At 73.6% G+C, this 21513-nt stretch carries 21 protein-coding genes, 3 pseudogenes and 1 riboswitch; of the genes and pseudogenes, 11 read left to right on the top strand and 13 right to left on the bottom strand.

Annotated elements, in window-relative coordinates; genetic code table 11:
* A partial coding sequence (locus EYQ95_RS23575) for a cation-translocating P-type ATPase (RefSeq protein WP_132331200.1) occupies positions 1–593 on the top strand: 593 nt, incomplete at its 5' end.
* Complete coding sequence (gene cueR / locus EYQ95_RS23570) at positions 583–1032, top strand: Cu(I)-responsive transcriptional regulator (protein ID WP_132331198.1); 450 nt, start codon at positions 583–585, stop codon at positions 1030–1032. The genes EYQ95_RS23575 and cueR, both read left to right, overlap by 11 nt.
* A 5-nt stretch (positions 1033–1037) precedes the next feature.
* On the opposite strand, the gene thiL is transcribed toward cueR, so the two are convergent.
* The 8 genes and pseudogenes from thiL to nrdR form a co-directional block, all read right to left on the bottom strand.
* Positions 1038–2033 carry a thiamine-phosphate kinase gene (gene thiL / locus EYQ95_RS23565; RefSeq protein WP_132331196.1) on the bottom strand — a complete coding sequence of 332 codons (996 nt, stop codon included), beginning with the start codon at positions 2031–2033 and terminating at the stop codon, positions 1038–1040.
* A gap of 14 nt (positions 2034–2047) precedes the next feature.
* On the bottom strand, positions 2048–2512 hold the full coding sequence (gene nusB, locus EYQ95_RS23560; protein WP_132331193.1) for a transcription antitermination factor NusB: 465 nt from the start codon (positions 2510–2512) through the stop codon (positions 2048–2050).
* Positions 2509–2991 carry a 6,7-dimethyl-8-ribityllumazine synthase gene (ribH, locus tag EYQ95_RS23555; protein ID WP_132331191.1) on the bottom strand — a complete coding sequence of 161 codons (483 nt, stop codon included), beginning with the start codon at positions 2989–2991 and terminating at the stop codon, positions 2509–2511. Before ribH ends, nusB begins: the two co-directional genes overlap by 4 nt.
* 178 nt (positions 2992–3169) lie before the next feature.
* Entirely contained in the window at positions 3170–4273 is a 1104-nt protein-coding gene (gene ribB, locus EYQ95_RS23550) for a 3,4-dihydroxy-2-butanone-4-phosphate synthase (protein ID WP_132331189.1), read from the bottom strand.
* Complete coding sequence (locus EYQ95_RS23545) at positions 4270–4887, bottom strand: riboflavin synthase (RefSeq protein ID WP_132331187.1); 618 nt, start codon at positions 4885–4887, stop codon at positions 4270–4272. The genes ribB and EYQ95_RS23545 overlap by 4 nt, the downstream gene beginning before the upstream one ends.
* A 123-nt stretch (positions 4888–5010) precedes the next feature.
* Positions 5011–5177: riboswitch (FMN riboswitch) on the bottom strand.
* A gap of 22 nt (positions 5178–5199) precedes the next feature.
* On the bottom strand, positions 5200–6075 hold the full coding sequence (locus EYQ95_RS23540) for a class I SAM-dependent methyltransferase (protein ID WP_132331185.1): 876 nt from the start codon (positions 6073–6075) through the stop codon (positions 5200–5202).
* Complete coding sequence (gene ribD, locus EYQ95_RS23535) at positions 6072–7172, bottom strand: bifunctional diaminohydroxyphosphoribosylaminopyrimidine deaminase/5-amino-6-(5-phosphoribosylamino)uracil reductase RibD (RefSeq protein WP_132331183.1); 1101 nt, start codon at positions 7170–7172, stop codon at positions 6072–6074. The genes EYQ95_RS23540 and ribD overlap by 4 nt, the downstream gene beginning before the upstream one ends.
* 178 nt (positions 7173–7350) lie before the next feature.
* Positions 7351–7797 (bottom strand): annotated as a pseudogene (gene nrdR, locus EYQ95_RS23530) (transcriptional regulator NrdR); the annotation flags it as partial.
* A 172-nt stretch (positions 7798–7969) separates the two neighbouring features.
* Here nrdR and EYQ95_RS23525 point away from each other — a divergent pair.
* The 3 genes from EYQ95_RS23525 to EYQ95_RS23515 are packed head-to-tail and all read left to right on the top strand — an operon-like array spanning position 7970 to position 11321.
* Positions 7970–9766 (top strand): ATP-binding protein, encoded by a 1797-nt coding sequence (locus EYQ95_RS23525; RefSeq protein WP_132331181.1) that lies wholly within the window; start codon positions 7970–7972, stop codon positions 9764–9766.
* Positions 9763–10206, top strand: a complete 444-nt coding sequence (locus tag EYQ95_RS23520) for a response regulator (RefSeq protein WP_132331178.1) — start codon at positions 9763–9765, stop codon at positions 10204–10206. Before EYQ95_RS23525 ends, EYQ95_RS23520 begins: the two co-directional genes overlap by 4 nt.
* Positions 10203–11321: a sensor histidine kinase gene (locus tag EYQ95_RS23515; protein WP_132331176.1), complete on the top strand. Its 1119-nt coding sequence runs from the start codon at positions 10203–10205 to the stop codon at positions 11319–11321. The genes EYQ95_RS23520 and EYQ95_RS23515 overlap by 4 nt, the downstream gene beginning before the upstream one ends.
* A gap of 206 nt (positions 11322–11527) precedes the next feature.
* Here the strand turns inward: EYQ95_RS23515 and EYQ95_RS26950 are convergent.
* A pseudogene (locus tag EYQ95_RS26950) lies at positions 11528–11890 on the bottom strand (response regulator); the annotation flags it as partial.
* Between the two features lie 51 nt (positions 11891–11941).
* Positions 11942–13117: pseudogene (locus tag EYQ95_RS23510) on the bottom strand (PAS domain S-box protein); the annotation flags it as partial.
* 110 nt (positions 13118–13227) lie between these two features.
* Here EYQ95_RS23510 and EYQ95_RS23505 point away from each other — a divergent pair.
* Positions 13228–13452, top strand: coding sequence for a hypothetical protein (locus tag EYQ95_RS23505; protein WP_132331172.1), 225 nt, complete (start codon positions 13228–13230; stop codon positions 13450–13452).
* Positions 13453–13462: 10 nt separating this feature from the next.
* Here the strand turns inward: EYQ95_RS23505 and EYQ95_RS23500 are convergent, their stop codons facing one another.
* The gene (locus EYQ95_RS23500) at positions 13463–15094 is read right to left on the bottom strand and encodes an acyl-CoA dehydrogenase family protein (protein ID WP_207916625.1); all 1632 of its coding nucleotides are present in this window, start codon (positions 15092–15094) and stop codon (positions 13463–13465) included.
* 49 nt (positions 15095–15143) lie between these two features.
* Complete coding sequence (locus EYQ95_RS23495) at positions 15144–15452, bottom strand: hypothetical protein (protein ID WP_132331170.1); 309 nt, start codon at positions 15450–15452, stop codon at positions 15144–15146.
* A 25-nt stretch (positions 15453–15477) separates the two neighbouring features.
* Between EYQ95_RS23495 and EYQ95_RS23490 the strand changes: the two genes are divergently transcribed.
* The 4 genes from EYQ95_RS23490 to EYQ95_RS23475 all read left to right on the top strand — a co-directional run bounded on the left by EYQ95_RS23490 (position 15478) and on the right by EYQ95_RS23475 (position 19257).
* The gene (locus EYQ95_RS23490) at positions 15478–15918 is read left to right on the top strand and encodes a hypothetical protein (RefSeq protein WP_132331168.1); all 441 of its coding nucleotides are present in this window, start codon (positions 15478–15480) and stop codon (positions 15916–15918) included.
* Between the two features lie 282 nt (positions 15919–16200).
* Entirely contained in the window at positions 16201–16533 is a 333-nt protein-coding gene (locus tag EYQ95_RS23485) for a DUF488 domain-containing protein (protein ID WP_132331166.1), read from the top strand.
* 107 nt (positions 16534–16640) lie between these two features.
* Positions 16641–17690 carry an ROK family protein gene (locus tag EYQ95_RS23480; RefSeq protein WP_132331164.1) on the top strand — a complete coding sequence of 350 codons (1050 nt, stop codon included), beginning with the start codon at positions 16641–16643 and terminating at the stop codon, positions 17688–17690.
* 64 nt (positions 17691–17754) lie between these two features.
* Complete coding sequence (locus tag EYQ95_RS23475; RefSeq protein ID WP_132331162.1) at positions 17755–19257, top strand: MFS transporter; 1503 nt, start codon at positions 17755–17757, stop codon at positions 19255–19257.
* Positions 19258–19261: 4 nt separating this feature from the next.
* Here EYQ95_RS23475 and EYQ95_RS23470 read toward each other — a convergent pair whose 3' ends face one another.
* Positions 19262–20107 carry a diguanylate cyclase domain-containing protein gene (locus tag EYQ95_RS23470; protein WP_132331160.1) on the bottom strand — a complete coding sequence of 282 codons (846 nt, stop codon included), beginning with the start codon at positions 20105–20107 and terminating at the stop codon, positions 19262–19264.
* 107 nt (positions 20108–20214) lie between these two features.
* Between EYQ95_RS23470 and EYQ95_RS23465 the strand changes: the two genes are divergently transcribed.
* Complete coding sequence (locus EYQ95_RS23465; protein ID WP_132331158.1) at positions 20215–21408, top strand: NAD(P)/FAD-dependent oxidoreductase; 1194 nt, start codon at positions 20215–20217, stop codon at positions 21406–21408.
* Positions 21409–21513 lie beyond the last annotated feature (105 nt).

Genomic DNA, 21513 nt, shown 5'->3' with positions numbered 1-21513 from the left:
CGCTCGGCCTGCTGGCCTTCCGCGACGAGCCGCGCCCCGACGCCGCCGCCGCGCTGCGCCGGCTGCACGGGCTGGGCATCCGCACGGTGATGATCTCCGGCGACCATCCGGGCGCCGCGCGCGCCGTGGCCGCGCAGCTCGGCATCGACGAGGTGCGCGCCGACGTGCCGCCCGAGGGCAAGGCCGATGCGGTCGCCGCGCTGCGTGGGATGGGCACCGTCGCGATGGTCGGCGACGGCATCAACGACGCGCCCGCGCTGGCGGCCGCCGACGTCGGCATCGCCATGGGCAGCGGCACCGACGTGGCGATGGAGGCGGCGGCGATCACGCTGATGCGGCCGCGCCTTTCGCTGGTGGCCGACGCCATCGACGTCTCCCGCCGCACCACGCGCAAGATCCGCCAGAACCTGTTCTGGGCCTTCGCCTACAACGTGGTCGGCATTCCGCTGGCGGCGTTCGGGCTGCTCGATCCGGTGATCGCGGGCGCGGCGATGGCCGCCTCTTCGCTGAGCGTGGTGGGCAACACCCTGCTGCTGCGGCGCTGGCGCCCGGCGGCCGATGCCGCGACGACGGAGGCCGCCCATGCCGCGTGAGCTGCTGCCCACGCTCGCCCAGGCCGGCACTGGAGGCCTGCACCCCATCGGCGAGGCCGCGCGCCTGTCCGGCGTGAGCGCGAAGATGATCCGGCATTACGAGTCGATCGGCCTGCTGCCCGCGGCGGCCCGGACGGACGCCGGCTACCGCCTCTACAGCGACGCCGACGTGCACCGCCTGCGCTTCGTGCGGCGCGCGCGAGACCTGGGTTTCCCCATCATGCGGATCGCCGGGCTGCTCGACCTCTGGGCCGACCGCGGCCGCGCCAGCGCCGACGTGCGCGCACTGGCCCTGGCGCAGGCCGACGCGCTGGAGGCGCGCATCCGCCAGATGCAGGCCATGCGCGACACGCTGCTGGCGCTCGCGCAACGCTGCCAGGGCGACGATCGTCCCGACTGCCCCATCCTCGACGATCTCGCCCGCACCCCGGCGGACTGAACAGGTCAGTCCGCGAAATGCTCCCAGCCCCGGCGCGGCGGCAGCCAGGCCGCGCCGCGGGCATCCCGCGCCGACACGCCCTGGCCCGCGACCACGCGTCCCACGCAGGTCACCGGCGTGCCCGCCTGCGCGGCCGCCTGCAGCACCGCGGCATGCGATGCGGCGGCCGCGGTGAAGGCCAGCTCGTAGTCGTCGCCGCCGGCGGCCTGCAGCAGGCGGCGTGCGTCGGCATCGAACAGCGCGCACAGCGCGTCGGAGGCCGGCAGGCGGTCGACGTCCACCTCGATGCCGGTGCCGCTCGCGCGCGCAAGGTGGGCAAGATCGGCGAGCAGGCCGTCGGACACGTCGATCGCCGCATGCGCATGCGGGGCCAGCGCGCGGCCCAGCGCGATGCGTGGCGTGGGGCGATCCAGCCGCGCATGCAGGGCGGCCCGTGCCGCGGCGTCCGCGGCGATGGCCGGGGCGGGCAGCGGGCCCAGCCCGAGCATCGACAGGGCGCCGGCCGCGTCGCCCAGCGTGCCGCTCACCCAGACCTCGTCGCCCGGGCGCGCAGCGTCGCGGCGCAGCGCACGCCCCGGCTCGACCAGGCCCTGCACGGTGACGCAGACCGACAGCGGCCCACGCGTGGTGTCACCGCCCACGAGCGCCACGCGGTGCATCGACGCGAGCGCCGAGAAGCCCTCCAGGAACCCATCCAGCCAGGCCGCATCGGGCGTCGGCATGGACAGCGAGAGCGTGCACCAGGCCGGCTCGGCCCCCATCGCGGCAAGGTCGGACAGGTTCACCGCCAGCGCCTTCCAGCCGATGTCGGCCGGCGCCGTCGCGTGCGGGAAGTGCACGCCGGCATTGAGCGTGTCCATGGCGACCACCAGCTGCCGGCCGGCGGGTACCTCGAGCAGGGCGGCGTCGTCGCCGATCCCGAGCACGACGTCGCCACGCGCCTGCACGCGGCGCGCGATGCGCGCGATCAGGTCGAACTCGCCGGGGCGCGATGCGCTCATCGCGGGCGCGGCGCTCAGCGGCGGCGCGCGGCCTGCACTTCCACCGCACGCCAGTCGGCGGCGGCGCGGTCGAGCACGCCGTTCACGTAGGTATGGCCGTGCTCGGCGCCGAACTTCTTGGAGGTCTCGATGGCCTCGTTGATCACCACGCGGTACGGCACGTCCGGCCGCATGCGCAGCTCGTAGGCGGCGATGCGCAGCACCGCGCGCTCGATGGGGTCCACCTGGTCGATGTCGCGGTCCAGGTAGGGCTGCAGCGCCTCGTCCAGCGCGTCCTGGTTGGCGTCCACGCCCCGCACGAGGTCCTCGAAATACTCGAGGTCGGCGATCTCGCGCGCCTGTTCGTGGGCGAACTGCGCGATCACCTCGCGCGCGGAGGCACCCGACAGCTGCCAGGCATAGACGGCCTGCAGCGCGCGGCGGCGTGCACGCGAGCGCAGCACGGGGTCGATCCCGTCGCGGCGGGGCTGCTTGTTCATTCGATGTCTCCGGCCGGCAGCTGCGTGAGCAGGTGCGCCATCTCGACGGCGACCAGCGCCGCTTCCTCGCCCTTGTTGCCGTGGCTGCCGCCGGCGCGCGCCTCGGCATCCTCGAACCGGTCGACCGCCAGCACGCCGTTGGCCACCGGCACGCCAGTGTCGGTCGACACGCGCATCAGCGCGTCCGCGCAGCCGTCGGCGACCTGCTCGTAGTGCCGCGTATCGCCGCGCACCACGCACCCCAGCGCGACGATCGCCGCATGCTCGCCGCGCGAGGCCAGGTGCATGGCGACCACCGGGATCTCCCAGGCGCCGGGTACGCGCAGCACGTCGACGCAGTCGTCGGGCACGCCATGCGCGGCGAACGTCTGGCGGGCACCGTGCACCAGCGCATCGGTGATACGCGGGTTCCAGCGGCTGGCGATGATGGCGTAGCGCGCGCCGGAGGGGCTGCGCAGGTCGCCTTCGATATGCGGCATCAGGGGGAGTCGGTGAAGGGGGGCGACAGTTTACCGGGTGGGGTGGGACAGCGCGTTCTTCAGCCACGGATCGACACGGATGAACACGGATGGATCCAGCGCGGCATACCTTCCCCGGCGTGCGGCCGGCATGCACGCGGCGCATCCGATCCGTGTCCATCCGTGGCTGATACGCCACTCAGCGCAGCTCGACGTACTCCACGACCTCCAGCCCGAACCCGCCCAGCCCGATCTGCTTGCGTGGCGCGCCGATCACGCGCAGGCGGCCCAGGCCCAGGTCGGCCAGGATCTGCGCGCCGGCGCCATTGCGGCGCCACTCGGCCAGACCCGCGCCACGGCCGTCCGGATCGGGGGCCGGCTGCTCGCGGATGCGCGCCAGCAGCGTGGCCGGGTCGGTGGGCTCGGACAGCAGCACCAGCGCGCCGCGGCCCGCCTTCGCGATCTGCGCCAGCACGTCGCCCACCGCCGGGCCGAAGTCCGCGCGCCGCCAGTGCACGGCGTCGGCCAGCGGGTTGAGCATGTGCACGCGCACCAGCGTGGGCACCTCGGGGTCGGCCTCGCCGCGCAGCAGCGCGAAGTGCAGCGCGTGGCTCAGGCGGTCGCGGTAGACCGCGAGCTGGAACGGCCCGTGCTCGGTCTCGATGCTCCGCGTCTCCACGCGCTCGACCGTGTGCTCGTTCTCCAGCCGGTAGCGGATCAACTCCTCGATCGAACCCATCTTCAGCCCGTGCTCGCGCGCGAACACCTCGAGCTCGGGCCGACGCGCCATCGAGCCGTCGGGGTTCAGGATCTCCACCAGCACGCCCGCCGGCTCCAGGCCGGCCAGCAGCGCGAGGTCGCTGGCCGCCTCGGTGTGGCCGGCGCGGCTGAGCACGCCGCCGGGCTGCGCCATCAGCGGGAAGATGTGGCCGGGCTGGCTGAGGTCGTGCGGCGCGGCGTCCGGGCGCACGGCGGTGCGGATCGTGTGCGCGCGGTCGTAGGCGGAGATGCCGGTGGTGACGCCCTCGGCCGCCTCGATCGACACGGTGAAGTTGGTGTGGTGCGGCGAGGTGTTGTCGCGCACCATCGGCGGCAGGCCGAGCTGGCGGCAGCGCTCGCGCGTGAGCGACAGGCAGACCAGCCCGCGCGCGTGCGTGACCATGAAGTTGATGTCCTGCGGCCGCACGAGCTCGGCGGCCATGATCAGGTCGCCCTCGTTCTCGCGGTCCTCGTCGTCGACGATGACCACCATGCGGCCGGCGCGGATCTCGTCGAGCAGTTCGGGGATGCTGGCGAAGCTCATGCGTGCCTCGGGGTTGTGCGTGTCTGGAATGCGACCAGGCGCTCGACGTAGCGGGCGACGAGGTCGATCTCGAGGTTCACCGCATCGCCCACCCGCGTCGACGCGAACGCGGTGTGCGCGACGGTATGCGGCACCAGGGCGACCTCGAAGCCGTGGTCGTCGACCTCGTTGACGGTCAGGCTCACGCCGTCGACGCAGATCGAGCCCTTCTTCGCGACGTAGCGCAGCAGCGGCCGCGGCGCGCTGAAGCGCCAGCGCTGGGCGCGCGCGTCCGCGGCGATCGAGACGACGGCGCCGACCCCGTCGACATGGCCGCTGACCAGGTGCCCGCCGAGGCGGTCGCTCGGGCGCATCGCGCGCTCCAGGTTCACCGCGCTGCCCGGCGCCAGGCGGCCCAGCGTGGTGAGCGCGAGCGTCTCGGTCGACGCGTCGGCCTCGAAGGAGGCGGCATCGAATGCGACCACGGTCAGGCACACGCCGTTGACCGCGATGCTCTCGCCCAGGCGCACCTCGTCGAACGGCAGCGTGCCGGTGGCCACGCGCAGGCGCAGGTCGCCGCCGCGCGGCTCGATCGACGCGATCGCACCGACGCCTTCGATGATGCCGGTGAACATCAGCGCGTCTCCCGGGCGGAGGCGTCGGCGAAACTGGAACTGGACATGAAACGTTTCTCGCAGGACGGGGCGGGCGAAAAACGCCTCAAGGCACGAGGCGACGGCCTGCGCGGGGCAGGCGGGCGTCGTCTTCTTCCATCCGGACTTTCCGGGATCCTTCGACCCCGACCGTCGGCCCCGGCATCGGACCGGGTCTGCTGACCCTCCGCATGGCGGAGGCGCTCGCGGGCTCGCACGGGCGCGCCGTGCCTACCGCCGGTGGGGAATCGCACCCCGCCCTGAAGACGTCATCGAGCCGGCGAACCGGCGCGGCTAGTGTAGCCGGGGCTGCGCCCGCGCGGCCCGGCCGGCGGGCCCGGGCGCTGGCACGGTGCATCGCGGGGCCGGAACGCAGGCGCGTGCGGCCCGGCCGCAAACGCGGCCCGCCGCCTGCCACCTACTTGCGCCGGATGTGCAGGAACAGCGGCCAGCGGATCGTCCGCACCCTGCCGGGGTCGCCCCAGGCCGCGGCCAGTCCCGGCCGTGCGCCGCCACCGCGTCCACCCCGGTGCGCGCGCGATGACGCACCACGGCCGAGTAGCTGGACAGGTAGGCGAGCAGGCGGTCGAGGGTCCAGTCGGCCTGCAGCCAGAGCGAAGGCACGTCGATGCGTTCGAAGGGCCAGTCGAAGGCGGCGTAGTGCGCATCGACCAGCGAGCGGCCCAGTGGCCAGTCGCCCTCGACCTCCCGGCGGAAGGCGACGACCGCGTCCTGCATGCCCTCGGGCACCTCGAAGTCCGGGTAGCCCCAGGCCGCCAGCAACCCGCCCGGCCGCAGGACGCGATCGCACTCGGCGAAGAAGGCCGGCAGGTCGAACCAGTGCAGGGCCTGCGCCACGGCGACCAGCCCGACCGACCCGTCCGCCAGTGCCGTGCGCTCGCCCGGCTCGACCGCGAGGCTGACGCGCCCGTCGGGCCTGCGCGCCGCCCAGTGCTCGCCCAGCTGCTGCGGACTGGGATCGGTGGCATGCACGTGCGCGAAGCGCGCGGCGAGCCCGCGCGTGGCCTGGCCGCTGCCGCAGCCGGGCTCCCACACGCGCGCATCGGCGGGGACGTGGCGGGCGAGCAGGTCGAACAGCGCGTCGGGGTAGCCCGGCCGCGCGGCCGCGTACGTGGCCGAGACGCTGGAGAAGTGGTCCTGCACGCTCACGCGCGCGGCCGCAGCAGCAGGCGCAGGTCCTCGCCCAGCCGGCGCGTCTCGATGATGTCCAGCTGGTGGCGCTGGCGCATGTCGCTGATGTCCAGGCCGTCGAACAGCGGGCGTGCATGCGCGCCCAGCAGCACCGGCGCCACGTAGAGCAGCAGCTCGTCGACCAGGCCGGCGCGCATGAACGCACCGGCGAGCGTGGCGCCTGCCTCGACCTGGACCTCGCCGATGCCGCGTTCGGCCAGCAGGCGCAGCACGGCCTCGAGGTCGAAGCGAACGCCCTGCACCGGCGCGGCCGCCATCTGCGCGTTGACCCCGCGCGGGATGCGCGCGCCGGGCGCGTGGATGTAGAGCGTGGGTGCGTCGCCCTCGCGCACGTGGCCGCGGTGGATGGTCGCCAGCCCGGGGTCGAGCACCACGCGCAGCGGGGGCACGAAGTCGGTGTCGTCGCCCAGGCGCACGGTGAGGTGCGGATCGTCGGCCAGCACCGTGCCCGCACCCGTGAGCAATGCACCCGAGCGCGCGCGCCAGCGCTGGACGTCCAGCCGCGCGGGCTCGCCGCTGATCCACTTGGACTCGCCGCTGGCCAGCGCGCTGCGGCCGTCGAGGCTGGTGGCCAGCTTGACGCGCAGCCATGGGCGCCCGCGCTCGATGCGCGAGAGGAAACCGCGGTTGAGCGTGCGCGCCTGGGCCTCCATGAGGCCGGACTCGACCGCGATGCCGGCCGCGCGCAGGCGTTCGAAGCCCTGCCCGGCCACCTGCGGGAACGGGTCGACCATGGCCGCGACCACGCGCGAGACGCCGGCCTCGACCAGCGCATCGGCACAGGGGCCGGTGCGCCCGGTGTGGGCGCAGGGCTCCAGGGTGACGTAGGCCGTGCCGCCGCGCGCGCGTTCGCCGGCCTCGCGCAGCGCGAAGACCTCGGCATGCGGGCCGCCCGCGCGCTGGTGGAAGCCCTCGCCCACCACCTCGTCGCCCTGCGCGATCACGCAGCCCACGACCGGGTTGGGCTTGGCCGTGTACAGCCCGCGCTCGGCCAGGCGCAGGGCGCGGGCCATGTGGGCGTGATCGCGGGCGGTGAAGGGGCTGGAAGCCGTCATGCACGGGAACCGGTGGCGTCGATGCGCCCATGGTAGGTGCAGACGCGCGCGGCTGCGGGCGGCGCGGTGTGCACGCGGGTGCCATGCGGGCATGCCAGGACACCGCCTGCCACCTGCGCGGAGGAGGCAGCGCACGTCAGCGTCGCCACGTGCTGCCGGGCCGCACCCTGCGTGGTTGTCAGCGTCGTCGCTTGTCCGGCCTGGGCTCGCCGTCCGCGAGCAGCGGCAACTGCCCTTCCACGGGCGTGACATCGCGCTCGAGGCGGTCGAGCTCCTCGCGGAAGTCGGCCACGTCCTCGAAGGCACGGTAGACCGAGGCGAAGCGCACGTAGGCCACGTGGTCGAGCTTGCGCAGCTCGTTCATCACGAACTCGCCCACCCGGCGCGAGGGCAGCTCGCGCTCGGCGGTCATCCGCAACTGGTGCACGACGGCGCGCACCGCAGCCTCGATCTGCTCCTCGGCCACCGGGCGCTTCTGCAGCGCGCGGTCGAAGCCCACGCGCAGCTTGCGCGCATCGAAGGCCTCGCGGCGGCCGTCGCTCTTGACGATCACCGGCAGCTTGAGCTCGATGGTCTCCAGCGTGGAAAAGCGCTCGCCGCAGGCCTCGCAGACGCGCCGGCCGCGCTGCCGCTGGCGCTGGTGCTGGCCGGGGCGGCCGGCCTGGCGGTCACGCGATGGCGTGCTCGCGGGCGCCCGGGCCACCGTCGGAGCGCCGCGCCGGACGCGTGAAGAGCGGGTGAAATCCGGCGGCGTGGCGTCTGGATAATGCAGCTCCCTTTCCCTCGTGGCCGGCGTGATGGCGTCGCTCAACTTCCGGGTCGTCCAGCTGGCCGTGCTGCTCGCCGGCACGGCGCTGATCGTGCTCGCCCCCTTCTGGCTGCTGCGGCTGCTCAACACGCAGTCCTACCGCGCGGTCGAGCAGGTGGTGCATACCCACCGCGTCGAGGCCGCCGCACAGGCGACGATGGCCTCGACCCGCGACGCCGAGTCCGCGGCGATGGCGCTGGTGCTCGGCGCCGACACGCCCGTGGTGCGCGAGCGCCTGCGCGAGGGCATGCGCGAAGCGCCGCGCGCGCTCGCGCAGCTCGAGGCGCTCACCCGCGACAACCCCGAGCAGCAGCGGCACCTGGGCCGGCTGCGCGACCGCATCGAGAGCCGCCTGGCTTCGGCGCGGCGCATCGCGCAGGCGCAAGACCCGACGCGCCTGCGCGAGGAAGCGCAGGTGATGACCACGCGCAGCATCGTGAGCGCGCTCGCCAAGGAGATCATCGCCTCCGAGCGCGCCCTGCTGCGCGAGCGCGAGGACCTGGCGCGCCGCACGCGCCAGCGCGAGCTGGCCCTGGGCGCGGTGGCGGCGGCGCTGCAGCTCGCCCTGCTCGGCGGGCTGCTGTGGGTGTGGAACCGCGAGAGCGACCGCCGCGTCGCCTCCGAGCGCGAGGCCCGCCGCACCGGCGAGCGCGCCGATGCGGTGCTGCAGGCCGTGCGCGAGCCGATCGCGCTGGTCGACGGCCAGCAGCGCCTGCAGATGGCCAACACGGCGTTCGCCGATCTGTACGGCGTCGACCGCCACGCACTGGCCGGCACGCGCCTGGAGGACGTCGGCGACGGCGCCTGGCGCGATGCGGTGTTCGGCCAGCGCCTGCGCGACGTGATCGCCCGCGGCCGCGAGCTGTGGGACTTCGACCTCGCGCAGGTCACCCGCGACGGCGCCACGCGGCAGATGGTGGTCAACGCCGTGCGCATGCCCGACGGCGAGGCGGTGCTGCTCACCGCCACCGACATGAGTGCGCACAAGGCGGCCGAGGCCCGCGTCAACGAGCTCAACCGCCAACTCGAGGGCAAGGTGGCGCAGGTGTCGGAGGTCAACCGCGAGCTGGAGGCCTTCAGTTACTCGGTCTCGCACGACCTGCGGGCGCCGCTGCGGCACATCGCCGGCTTCGCCGACAAGCTGCGCCGCCACCTGGGCGACGCCGCCGACGACAAGGCGCGCCATTACCTCGACGTGATCGGCAGCTCCTCCAGGCGCATGGGCACGCTGATCGACGACCTGCTGGTCTACAGCCGGCTGGGGCGCAACGCCATGCGCCTGCAGGCGGTGGACATGCAGTCGCTGGTGGCCGAGACGCGCGCCATGCTCGATTCCACCCGCGCCAACGAGAATCCGGCCGCGCCCTCGGTGGAATGGCACATCGCGCCGCTGCCGGTGGTCGTGGCCGACGAGAACATGCTGAGGCAGGTATGGCAGAACCTGCTGGGCAACGCGGTCAAGTACGCCGGCCACCGCACGCCGCCGGTGGTGCGCGTGGAGCATTCGCGCGACGCCGACGGCGCCCACCACTTCACCGTGAGCGACAACGGCGCCGGCTTCGACATGGCCTATGCCGGCAAGCTCTTCGGCGTGTTCCAGCGCCTGCACAAGGCCAGCGAGTACCCGGGCACGGGCATCGGGCTGGCCAGCGTGCGCCGCGTGCTGGCGCGCCACGAGGGCCGCATCTGGGCCGAGGCCGAGCCCGACCGCGGCGCCACCTTCCACTTCACCCTGCCGGAAATGCTCGACGCGCCGGCCACCGCCACCAAGGACCCCATCGCATGAACCGCCTGCGCACCATCCTGCTCGCCGAAGACAGCCCCGCCGACGCCGAGATGGCGCTGGACGCGCTGCGCGAGGCCAACCTCGCCAATCCCATCGTGCACGTGGAGGACGGCGTGGAGGTGCTGGACTTCCTCTACCGCCGCGGCGCCTTCGCCGACCGCCCCGACGAATGCCCGGCGGTGCTGCTGCTCGACATCAAGATGCCGCGCATGGACGGGCTGGAGGTGCTGCGCACGCTGCGCGAGGACGCGAAGTTCCGGAAGCTGCCGGTGGTGATCCTCTCGTCCTCGCGCGAGGAGAACGACCTGGCGCGCAGCTGGGACCTGGGCGTCAATGCCTACGTGGTCAAGCCGGTGGACGTGGAGCAGTTCTTCGTGGCCGTGCGCACGCTGGGCCAGTTCTGGGCCGTGCTCAACGAGCCCGCCTCCGACGCGCAATGAACGAGGCGCCGCCCCTGCGCATCCTGTGGGTGGAGGATTCGCCCGAGGACGCGGAGTACTTCTCCGGGCTGCTCGAGGAGCAGGGGCTCGCGCATGGCTACCGTCGCGTGGACGACGAGGCCTCGCTGCTGGAGGCGCTGCGCGCCGAGCGCTTCGACGTGGCGATCTCCGACCTCGAGCTGCCCGGCTTCTCCGGCCACCGCGCGCTGGTGCTGGTGCGCGAGCACGCGCCCGGCCTGCCCTTCGTGTTTCTGTCCGGCGCCATGGGCGAGGACACCGCGGTGCTGGCGCTGCAGCAGGGCGCGACCGACTACGTGCTCAAGCCGCATCCCACTCGCCTGGGCAGCGCGGTGCGACGCGCCGTGCGCGAGGCCGAGTTCGCCCGCGAGCGCGAGCGCATGGACGCCGAACTGGTGCGTGCGCAGCGCAACGAGGCGCTGGCGCTGCTGGTCGCGGGCCTGAGCCACGACCTGCGCAACGTGCTGCAGCCGCTGAGCCTGTGGCCGCACCTGCTGCGCGCCAATCCGGAACCCGCGGTGGTGGCGCGCGCCGCGGCCGTCATCGAGGAGTGCGCGCGCCGCGGACACGACCTCGCGCAGGCGATGATCGACTTCGCGCGCGGGCAGAACCAGGCGCAGGACAGCTGCACGGTGGGCGACGTGCTCGACAGCGTGCGCCTGCTGCTGGCCGGCAGCGTGCCGTCCCACGTCACCGTAGCCTTCGCCGACGACACCGGCGGGCACGCGGTGCGCGGCCATGCGACCGAACTGCAGCAGTGCCTGCTCAATCTCTGCCTCAACGCCGTGCAGGCGATGGAGCCGCTGCCGCAGGGCCGGCTGGAGGTGGCCGCATACCGGGAGGCCGAGCGCGTGCGCATCGAGGTGCGCGACACCGGCCCGGGCATGGAGCCGGCGGTGGTCGAGCGGCTGTTCACGCCCTTCTTCACCACCAAGCGCGACGGCACCGGGCTGGGCCTGCTGTCCTGCCGGCGCATCGTGGAATCGCTGGGCGGCGTGCTGGACGTGGAAACCCGCGTAGGCCTGGGCACGACCATGCGCCTGGCCCTGCCGGCGGTGGCGTCGCGCGCACCCGTGGCGTCGCCGACGACGGCCTGAGCGCCGCCGCGGCATCGGCAGCCGCGGATTCACCGCCTGGCCCCCCGGCGGATGGTGGATCGGCCCATGCACGCCGCGCGCCCGACGCGAGCCCGCTGCACGGCATGGCCCGTGCCGCGGCGCTACGCAGGGCGTCGGGGAACCGCCGTGCGGGCCCCTGGCGCGCCACCCCCGCGGCGGCCCGGCGCGGGCACGCTCCGGGCCGCTCAGGCGGAGGCGTTCTCCGCGGCCGCGCGCGGCGCGGCCAGGGCCTGCAGGCGGTCGCGCACGTCGTCCACGCGATAGGGCTTGGCGATGAAGTCCACGCCCTCGGGAAGGGTGGGCAACTGGCCGCGCGCATAGCCCGAGGCGAGCAGCACCTTGATGCCCGGGCGCAGGCGCCGGGCCTCGTGCATCAGGTCCACGCCGCTCATGCCCTTGGGCATGACCACGTCGGTGAACAGGATCTCGATCTCGGCATCGCGCCGGAGGATGTCCAGCGCGGGCTCGGCGGCGTCGGCGGTCAGCACCGCGTAGCCCAGGTGGCGCAGGGTCTCGATCGCCATCAGCTGCACGTCGGGGTCGTCTTCCACCAGCAGCACCTTGGTGGGCGCGCCGGAGTCGCCCTCGCCCAGCAGCGACGCGTCGGACCGGATGGGCAGGTAGAAGCTGATGACCGTGCCTTCGCCCGGCTGCGATTCGATCGCGACGTCGCCACCGGACTGCACGGCGAAGCCATAGACCTGGCTCAGCCCCAGTCCGCTGCCCTTGCCCACTTCCTTGGTGGTGAAGAACGGCTCCATCGCATGCTCGACCACCTCGGGCGCCATGCCGGTGCCGGTGTCTTCCACGGTCACGAGCGCGTAGCGGCCCGGGTCGCGGCGGCCCTCGTGCTCGCGCTGGTGCACCTCGCGCGTGCGGATGGTGATGCGCCCGCCGTCGGGCATCGCGTCGCGCGCGTTGACCACGAGGTTGAGCAGCGCGGCCTCGAACTCGGCGCCGTCGATGTTGACCTCGCCGATGCCGCGCCCGAGGTTGAGCTCGATGGTCACGTCCTCGCCCACGGCGCGGCGCAGCACGGACTCGGCGGTGTAGATCAGGCCGTTGATGTCGTGCACCTGCGGGCGCAGCGTCTGCCGCCGCGAATAGGCCAGCAGCTGGCGGGTGAGCAGCGAGCCGCGCTCGGCCGCGCGCTGCGCGCCGGCCACCAGGCGGCGCACCCGCTGCGGGTCGGAGGGATCGGCGGCGATCAGGTCCAGGCTGTTGGTGACGACGGTGAGCAGGTTGTTGAAGTCGTGCGCCACGCCGTAGGTGAGCTGGCCGATGGCTTCCATGCGGTGCGCCTGCAGCATGGCGTGCTGCGCGACTTCCAGCGCGCGCTGCTGCTCGCGGCGCTGGGTGATGTCGCGGGTGACCTTGGCATAGCCGATGAGGCGGCCGTCGTCGTCGAACACCGGGTCGATGATGACGTTGGCCCAGAAGCGCGTGCCGTCGCGGCGCACGCGCCAGCCCTCCTTCTCGTAGCGGCCCTGGGTGCGCGCGGTTTCGAGCGCCACCGCCGGCTCGCCGGCCTCGCGGTCCTCGTCGGTGTAGAAGCGCGAGAAGTGCTGGCCGATGATCTCGTCGGACGAATACCCCTTGATGCGCTGGCCGCCTGCATTCCAGCTGGCGATGCGCCCGTTGGGATCGAGCATGTAGATCGCGTAGTCCGTCACCCCCTGCACGAGCAGGCGGAACTGGCGCTCGCTGCCGCCGAGCACGTCGGAAGGAAGGTCGAGTTCCACTTCGGCCTTCGCATGCGGCTTGTCGATTTGCATAGGGTGACGGCACCCCCGCTGGTACAGCGCGCGGATGCTAGTGATGGCCACGTGAAGGGAACGAGAGCACGATCGCAACCGGTGAGATGCGCGCGTCGACACTGGCGCCCATGCCCGGCCCCATCCGCTCGATCCGCCCGCCCGAGGACTTCGTGTCCATTACCGCCCCGCACTGGCACCAGCTCTGCGAGCTGCTGGGGCAGGACCCGCGGCAGCTCACCCTGCGCGTGGATGGGCGCTGCGTGGGCTGGCGAGGCACCCGCATGTGGTACGTGGACCCCGACGCCTACCGCGCGGTGATGCAGCGCTGGCCCAACGGCTACTGGCCGGGCTGAGGCGGCCGGCCTACGGCAGCGCGCGGGCCAGCGCGGCGTCGAGGTCGACCCCGCGCGGCAGGCCGCCGTAGGCCTGGCGATGCGCCTCGGCGAGCCGGCTCTGCGCGAAGGCCGCGGCCAGCGGGCTGCGCGCACGCAGCAGCACGGCGGCCTGCAGCACGAGCGCCAGCGGCTCGACCACGCGGCGCGCGTCGGCCTCGCCCAGCGTGGCGGGATCGAGGGCCTGCAGGGCGGCCCCGGCGGACGCGGCGTAGGCCGGATGCCCGCCGGGCACGTCCAGCAGCTCGTCGCGCAGGGCCGCGCGCGTGGCCGGCTCGCGCGCGAGGGCGCGCAGCACGTCCAGGCACTGGATGTTGCCGCTGCCTTCCCAGATCGAATTGAGCGGCGCCTGCCGGTACAGGCGCGGCAGCATCGACTCCTCCACGTAGCCCGCGCCGCCCAGGCACTCCTGCGCCTCGTTGACGAAGCCCGGCGCGCGCCGGCAGAGCCAGAACTTGCCGATGGCGGTGGCGATGCGGGCGAACGCGGCCTCGCGCGGGTCGCGCGCGGCGCGGTCGACGGCCCCGGCCACGCGCAGCGCGAAGGCCGTGGCGGCGTCCGATTCGATGGCGAGGTCGGCCAGCACGTTGCGCATCAGCGGCTGGCCGACCAGCGGCGTGCCGAAGGCCCGGCGATGCCGTGCATGGTGCATCGCCTGCGCCAGCGCCATGCGCATCTGCGCGGCGGCGCCGAGCATGCAGTCCAGCCGGGTGAGCATGACCATCTCCAGGATGGTGGCCACGCCGCGCCCTTCCTCCCCCACGCGCCAGGCGTACGCACCGGTGAACTCGACCTCCGAGGAGGCATTGCTCCAGTCGCCCAGCTTGTCCTTCAGGCGCATGAGGCGGAACGCGTTCTTCGCGCCGTCGGGCAGCCGCCTGGGCATGAGCAGGCAGGTGAGCCCGGCGGGCGCCTGCGCGAGCACGAGGAAGCCGTCGGACATGGGGGCCGAGAAGAACCACTTGTGGCCGACCAGCGCATAGGTGCCGTCGTCGCGGGGCGTCGCGGTGGTGGCATTGGCGCGCACGTCGCTGCCGCCCTGCTTCTCCGTCATGCCCATGCCGAGCGTGAGCCCGCGCTTGGCGGTCATCGGCAGGTCGCGCGGGTCGTAGACGGGTGCGGCCGCCTTGCCGGCCCAGTCGCGCAGGGCCGGTTCGCGGCGCAGCACCGGCACCGCCGCGTGCGTCATCGTCAGCGGGCAGCTGGTGCCGGCGTCGGCCTGGTGGTGCAGGTAGCTCAGCGCGGCGCGCGCGACGTGTGCGCCGGCCGCGTCCGTGGACCACGACAGCCCCGCCACGCCATGCGCGATCGCCGCCTCCATGAGCGCGTGGTAGGCCGGGTGGAAGTCCACGCGGTCGATGCGCGCGCCGCGTGCGTCGTGCGTGCGCAGGCGTGGGCGGTCGCGGTTGGCCTCGAAGCCGTGTGCGTAGAGCGCATCGCCGGCAAGCGCGCCGTAGTCGGCCAGCCGCGCCGCGAACGCGCCGCCACCCTCGCGTTCGACGGCCTCGCGCAGCGCGACGTCGTCGGCCCAGAGCGAGCGCGGCGCGAAGTCCGGCACCTGGTTGGCGACGGCATGGGTCTCGAACGGGGCGGGCTCGATCATCGCGGCGCGGGCCTGGCGGACGTGGGCCGATCCTAAGCCCCTGCGCCGCTCAGCGCCGGCAGCGCGCTTCCAGCACGCGGAAGCGCGCATCGGACACCGTGGCCGGCCGGCCGTCGGTGTCGAACAGGTCGTAGCCCGCGCGGCCGCAGCGCGTGCTCGCCGGCTCGAAGCAGCGGGCGAGATCGGTAGTGGCGGTGCATACGATGCGCACCGAGGCCGGCGCGTGCGCCACCGGCGCGCCGGCGCAGCCCGCCAGCACGCCAGCCAGCAGGAGCGCACCGGCGGCCGCTGCGCGGTGGCCGCCGAGCCATGTCGCCCGGCGCCTGCGCTGGACGTACGGATGCAGTCGGTCGACCATGGCGCTTTCCTCCACAGGGACGTCGATGAAAGCCTTCCTTACGCCGATTCTCGCGCTGGCGGCGTGCGCGGGCTGTGCATCCTCCGCGCGCCATGGCGGCGCCTGGATCGATCCGATGCATGCCGTGCACCTCGCCGCGGCAGCACAGGGCCGCCCGGTGGCGGGCGTCTTCGCGCTCACCGTGCAGGCCAGCGACCGCGGCGAGGACCGCATCTGGCTCAACTCCGAGCGCGACTACCGCGACCCGCGCAACCTCACCATCGTCGTGCTCGAGCCCGCGGCGCGCGAGCTCGGCGAGCAGCTGGGCGGCGACCCGGTGGCGCGCCTGCGCGGCCGGCGCATCCAGGTGACCGGGCAGGCGCGTCGCACGCGCATCGACTTCATGCACGACGGCCGCGCGACCGGCAAGTACTACTACCAGACCCACGTGCACGTGACCCGGGCGGCGCAACTGCGCCTGCTCTGAGGCTCACCAGAGGAGATAGGCCGCGCCTGCGGCCACCAGCGCCGCCACCCAGAACCCGCGCTCGCAACGTGCGCGCATGCGGCGCAGGCGGCGTCCGGTGAGATGGCGGCAGGGGTGGCCGGCGGGACGCCGCGGGGCGATGTAACGCGGTGGCATGCAGGCATTGGTGGCGCAGGTGGCGTGGCGGGCGCATGAAGCAGCCACCCGCGTGGTCACCCAGGCTGGCGGCATGCCATCGCCCCGCCTGCGGCACGCCCGCCACTTCGACCGCGCATACGCAGCATGGGCCTTCGCATCGTGCGCCTGGGCAGCCCGCGCCTGCCCGGCAAAGGCCTGCGCATCGGCACCGTTCGCCGGCCACCTCGAAGGGTGCGCCGCGAGGAGTCCGCGTGGCGCGATTTCTTCGGCGTCCGGCTGCCCATCCCCGCGCCCTCACCGGAGACGGTGAAGCAGGCCCTCGCGGCCGGCAGCGAGCGCGAGCTGCCGGCGGTCGGCCGACGCTACCGCCGTGAGATGGCCACCGGCGACGAGCGCCGCGTGCTCGACCTGCTGGCCCAGCTCTCGCATTCGGCCGACGCCTCGGCGGGCTGCGACTGCGAGGGCACCTCGCGCTGACGTCGCAGCGTGCTGCGCGAGCGCGGCGCGTCGATCACCGACGACGGCATCGACGCCGCGTAGGCGCGTGCGCCGCCACGCTTGCCGCTTCCATGCAGGAGCGGCCCATGGCACGCCAGACCCGAACCCGCGCGGCGGCCCGGCCGCGGCATGCCGCGCCGCGCGCCGGCGTCGTCGACATCGACAGCTGGAACCTCGCCCTGCCCGATCCCGAACGCGAGGGCTTCCTGGGCGACCGCGCCAGCCACACGGCCTTCCGCGACACCCTGCGCCGGATGCGCCGCGAGGCGCGCACCGGCGACGATCCGTTCGCACGCGCGGGCGAGCCCGACGGCGAGCAGGTCGACCAGGTGCTGATCGGCGGCGATGCGGACGCCGCGCACGTGGTGCACCTGGCGGTGGAGGACTGGGCGCGGCAGCTCGCCTTCGTGGTGCGCTGCTTCCTCGCCCGGCCCGAGTGGGAGGGCGTGGAGCGCATCGTGATGGGTGGCGGGCTGCCGCAGAGCGTGCATGGCGGGCTCGCGGTGCGGCGTGCGCAGAAGCTGCTCCGGCAGGCGCGCGCGAGCGTGGAGCTGGTGATCCTCTCGCACGACCCCGACGAGGCCGGGATGCTGGGCTGGGTGCCGCTCGCGCCGGCTTCGACCCACCGCTTCGACGGCTTCCTCGGCGTGGACATCGGCGGCAACCACTTCCGCAGCGGCATCGTGCTGCCACGGCTCGACCGCGCGAAGGACGGCGCGAAGGCGTGCATGTACGAGAGCCTGAACTGGCGCCATTCCGACGACGATCCGGACCGCGAGCAGGCCATCGACCGCATCGCCGGCATGCTCAACGCGCTCGCGGCGCTGGCGCGCGGCACCGGGCTGAAGCTCGCGCCCTTCGTGGGCGTGGCCTGCCCGGGCGACATGGACGCGCGCGGCCGCCTCTGCACGGGCACGCAGAACCTGCCGGGCGACTGGGAAATCCCCTTCGACTTCCCGCGCGAACTCGCATCGCGCCTTGACCGCATCGGCGGGCGCAGGCCGCAGGTGCTGATGCACAACGACGCGGTCGTGCAGGGCCTGTCCGAGCACGTGCGCATGCGCGGCGCCCGGCGCTGGGGCGTGCTCACCGTCGGTACCGGGCTGGGCAATGCGAGCTACACGCGCCGCCGCTGAGCGGCCGATGCGTTCGTCACGGCGCCTTTGCTGAGCTGGCGCGCCGGCCACGCCGCCTCCCCGCATGTCCCTGCCCGACCCCGACCCCATCACCGGTCCCCGGCTGCGCGAGGGCGGCCGGCGGCTGATGCTCGACGCCGCCTTCGCGACCATCGTGGGCACGCTCAACTCCGGCGTGGTGCTGGTGGCCTATGCGCTGATGCTGGGCGCCTCGTCGACGGTGATCGGCGTGCTGGCCGCCATCCCCTTCCTCACGCAGCTGCTGCAGGCCCCGGCCGTCGTGGTGCTCGAACGCATCCGTTCGCGCCGGCGCGTGGCCATCGCCTCGCTGTTCGTGGCACGGCTGGCGCTGCCGCTGATGGCGGTGCTGGGCTATCTCGACGACCGCCGCCTCGCGCTGGCGCTGCTGGTCATCGCCGAGACCGTGCACTGTGCGTTCAACGCCTTCGCCGGCTGCGCCTGGAACTCGTGGATCCGCGACCTGATTCCCGAGCAGAAGCTCGGGCGCTTCTTCGCGCACCGCACCACCTGGGCCACCGCGCTGGGCATCGCCGGCACCGCCGCGGCCGCGGCGGCGCTGCAGTTCGCCGACCCGGGCGGCGACGGCAGCGGCAGCCCGCCCGTATTCGCGGCGCTCTACGGCGCGGGATTCCTCGCCAGCCTGGTGAGCACCTGGCAGCTCTCGCGCGTGCCCGAGCCGGCGATGCCCGCGCCCGTGCCCGGGCGCCGCCTGCGCACGATGCTGGCCGAGCCGCTGCGCGACGCGGGCTTCCGGCGCCTGATCCGCTTCTTCGCGTCCTGGCAGTTCGCGGTCAACCTCGCCGCGCCGTTCTTCAGCGTCTTCATGATCCGCCAGCTGGGCCTGTCGGCCGGCTTCGTGCTGCTGATGAGCATCGTCAGCCAGGTGGCGAACATCGTCGTGCTGCAGGGCTGGGGGCGGCTGTCGGACCGCTTCACCAACAAGACCGTGCTGACCTTCGCCGCGCCCGCCTTCATCGCCTGCATCGCGGCCATGGCGCTGGCCGGCCAGGTGGGCCCGCCGGGCTGGACGGTCGCCTACCTCACCGTGCTGCACGTGCTGATGGGCATGACCAGCGCGGGCGTGGCGCTGGCGTCCACCGCCATCGGCCTGAAGCTCGCACCGCGCGGGCGGGCCACGGCCTACGTGGCCACCAATGCCCTGGTCACGGCGCTCGCCGCGGGCACCGCGCCGCTGCTGGGCGGCGTGTTCGCGAGCTTCTTCGAAAAGCGCCAGCTGCGCCTGGACATGGAATGGCGGTCGCCGGAGGGCGCGCTGGAACTGGTCACCCTGTCCATCGGCTGGTGGCAGTTCTTCTTCCTGATCTCCGCGCTCATCGGCCTGTACTCGCTGCACCGGCTCTCGCTGGTGCGCGAGGACGGCGAGGTGCCGCGGCGGGAGATGCTGCAGCACGTATTGAACGTGGCGCGCCGCGGCGTGCGCAATGCCTCCACGGTGGCCGGGCTGCGCGCGGCGGTGGCCTTCCCCGCCGGCCGCATCGTGCGCGAGCGCCGCGAACGGCGCGGGGGCCTGCGGCGCACGGCCTGAGGGCTCAGGCCAGCAGGCTCGCCTCGGCCTCGGCGAGCAGGGCCAGCGGGTCGAACTCGCCGATGCGGGCGACGGCGAAGCCCATGTCGATGCGGGCCCGGCCGCGGATGGCGCCGATGCAGCGCGCATGCAGGCGTTCGAGCACCACGGCCGCGCTGGCTTCGGCGGTGGCGCGCGGGATGCTGCCGGCCACGACGAACTCGTGGTGCCCGGTACGCGCCACCAGGTCGCCCCCGCGTACCGCCTCGACCAGGCGCGCGGCCAGCGCGGCGAGCTGGCCCTCGAAGGCCTCGCCGCCGGCGGCGTCGTCCATCCCGGAAAGACCCACGCAGACGCTGAAGACGGTCATGTCGTCGCGCTGGGCACGGGCGAGCATGCGTTCCAGTTCGCCCAGCAGCGCCGCGCGGTTGGGCAGCCCGGTGAGCGGATCGCTCAGCGCGTCGCCGACGGCGGGGGGCGCGTGGAAGGCGGAGGCGGTGAAGTGGGCCTCCAGCAGGCGGGCGCAGGCTTCGATCGCCTCCTGCGCGGCGGCACCGAAGGGGCGCCCGCCCAGGCTCGCCGCCTCCAGGTGGCCCATCGCGTCGCCACCCATGGCATGCAGGGGTGCGACCACGCGCAGGCCGCCCGACACCGGCAGGCCGCGCATCGGGCCCGCCGCCGGCTGCGCCGTCTCCACCAGCCCGCCCTCGCGCGCGAAGGCATAGCGCAGCCCCAGGCCGCCCAGGCGCAGCTCGGCGAAGAAGGCCGCGGGACCGCCGGTGGCGGCCTCGAACAGGTCCAGCAGCGGGCGCAGCACGGCCTCGACGGCGCGTGCGCGCGGACTGGGCTCCGGGATCGGGACGATGGCCATGGCGGGTCTCCTGCCCGCGTTAACGGCCAGCGCATGCGCGGCTTGAACGGCCAGCGCACCCCGGAGGTGTCGATGCGACACTGCGCGCCCCCGTTTCGAGGCAGGACATCAAGGTGCAGCAGGCGGACGTGCTGGTGGTGGGCGGCGGTGCGGCCGGGCTGTTCTGCGCGATGACGGCGGCACGGCAGGGGCTGCGCGTGCTGGTGATCGAGCACGCCAACCGCGTGGGCAAGAAGATCCTCATGTCCGGCGGCGGGCGCTGCAACTTCACCAATACCGGCGCCTCGCCCGCGCAGTACCTGTCGGCCAACCCGCATTTCTGCAAGTCCGCGCTGGCGCGCTACACGCCCTGGCATTTCATCGAGCTGGTCGACCGCCACCGCATCGCCTGGCACGAGAAGGAACTCGGGCAGCTGTTCTGCGACGAGTCCTCGAAGCTGATCGTGCGGATGCTGCTGGACGAATGCGACGCGGCCGGTGCGCGCATCGAAACCTCCTGCGCGATCGAACGCGTGGAGCATGCCGACGACGGGACGTTCCGCCTGCATACCGCGCGGGGCCTGCTTGCCGCGCCGAAGCTGGTGGTGGCCAGCGGCGGGCTGTCGATCCCCAGCATGGGCGCCAGCGGCTTCGGCTTCGAGCTTGCGCGCCGCTTCGGCCACGCGGTGCTGCCGCTGCGCGCCGGCCTGGTGCCGCTCACGCTGTCGGGCAGGCACCTGGAGCGTTTCGCGGGCCTGAGCGGCGTGGCGCTGCCGGTGACCGCCACGTGCAACGGCACGCGCTTTTCCAACCAGCTGCTCATCACCCACCGCGGCCTGAGCGGGCCGGCGATCCTGCAGATCTCGTCCTACTGGCGCGAAGGCGATGCGCTGGAGCTCGACCTGCTGCCGGGCGATGACGCACTCGAGCGCCTGCGCCACTGGCGCGCCACGCGTCCGGATGCCGAGCTCAAGACCGTGCTCGGCGAGGTGCTGCCCAAGCGCTTCGCACAGCGTCTGTGCGAGGCCTGGCTGCCCAACCGGCCCATGCGCCGGTTCGATCCGCCGGAGCTTGCGCGCATCGCCGCGCTGCTGGCGCATTTTCCGGTCGTCGCCAGCGGTACCGAGGGCTACCGCACGGCGGAGGTCACGCTGGGCGGCGTCGACACCGACGGGCTGTCCTCCCGCACGATGGAATCCAGGCACGTGCCCGGCCTGTACTTCATCGGCGAGGTGGTCGACGTCACCGGCTGGCTGGGCGGCTACAACTTCCAGTGGGCCTGGGCCAGCGCGCACGCCGCGGGCACGGCGCTCGCGGCCTGAGCGCTAGGGCCTGTTAACACTACGTGCCAACATACTGCGCATGGAACTTACGCCTGCGCAATTCGCGCGTATCGAGGATTGCCTGCCGCGGCAGCGGGGCAATGT

It is taken from the genome of Lysobacter sp. N42 (genome assembly GCF_004344885.1).
Note: the sequence above shows the minus strand (reverse complement) of the source record. Positions and strands in the feature narration are given on the sequence as shown.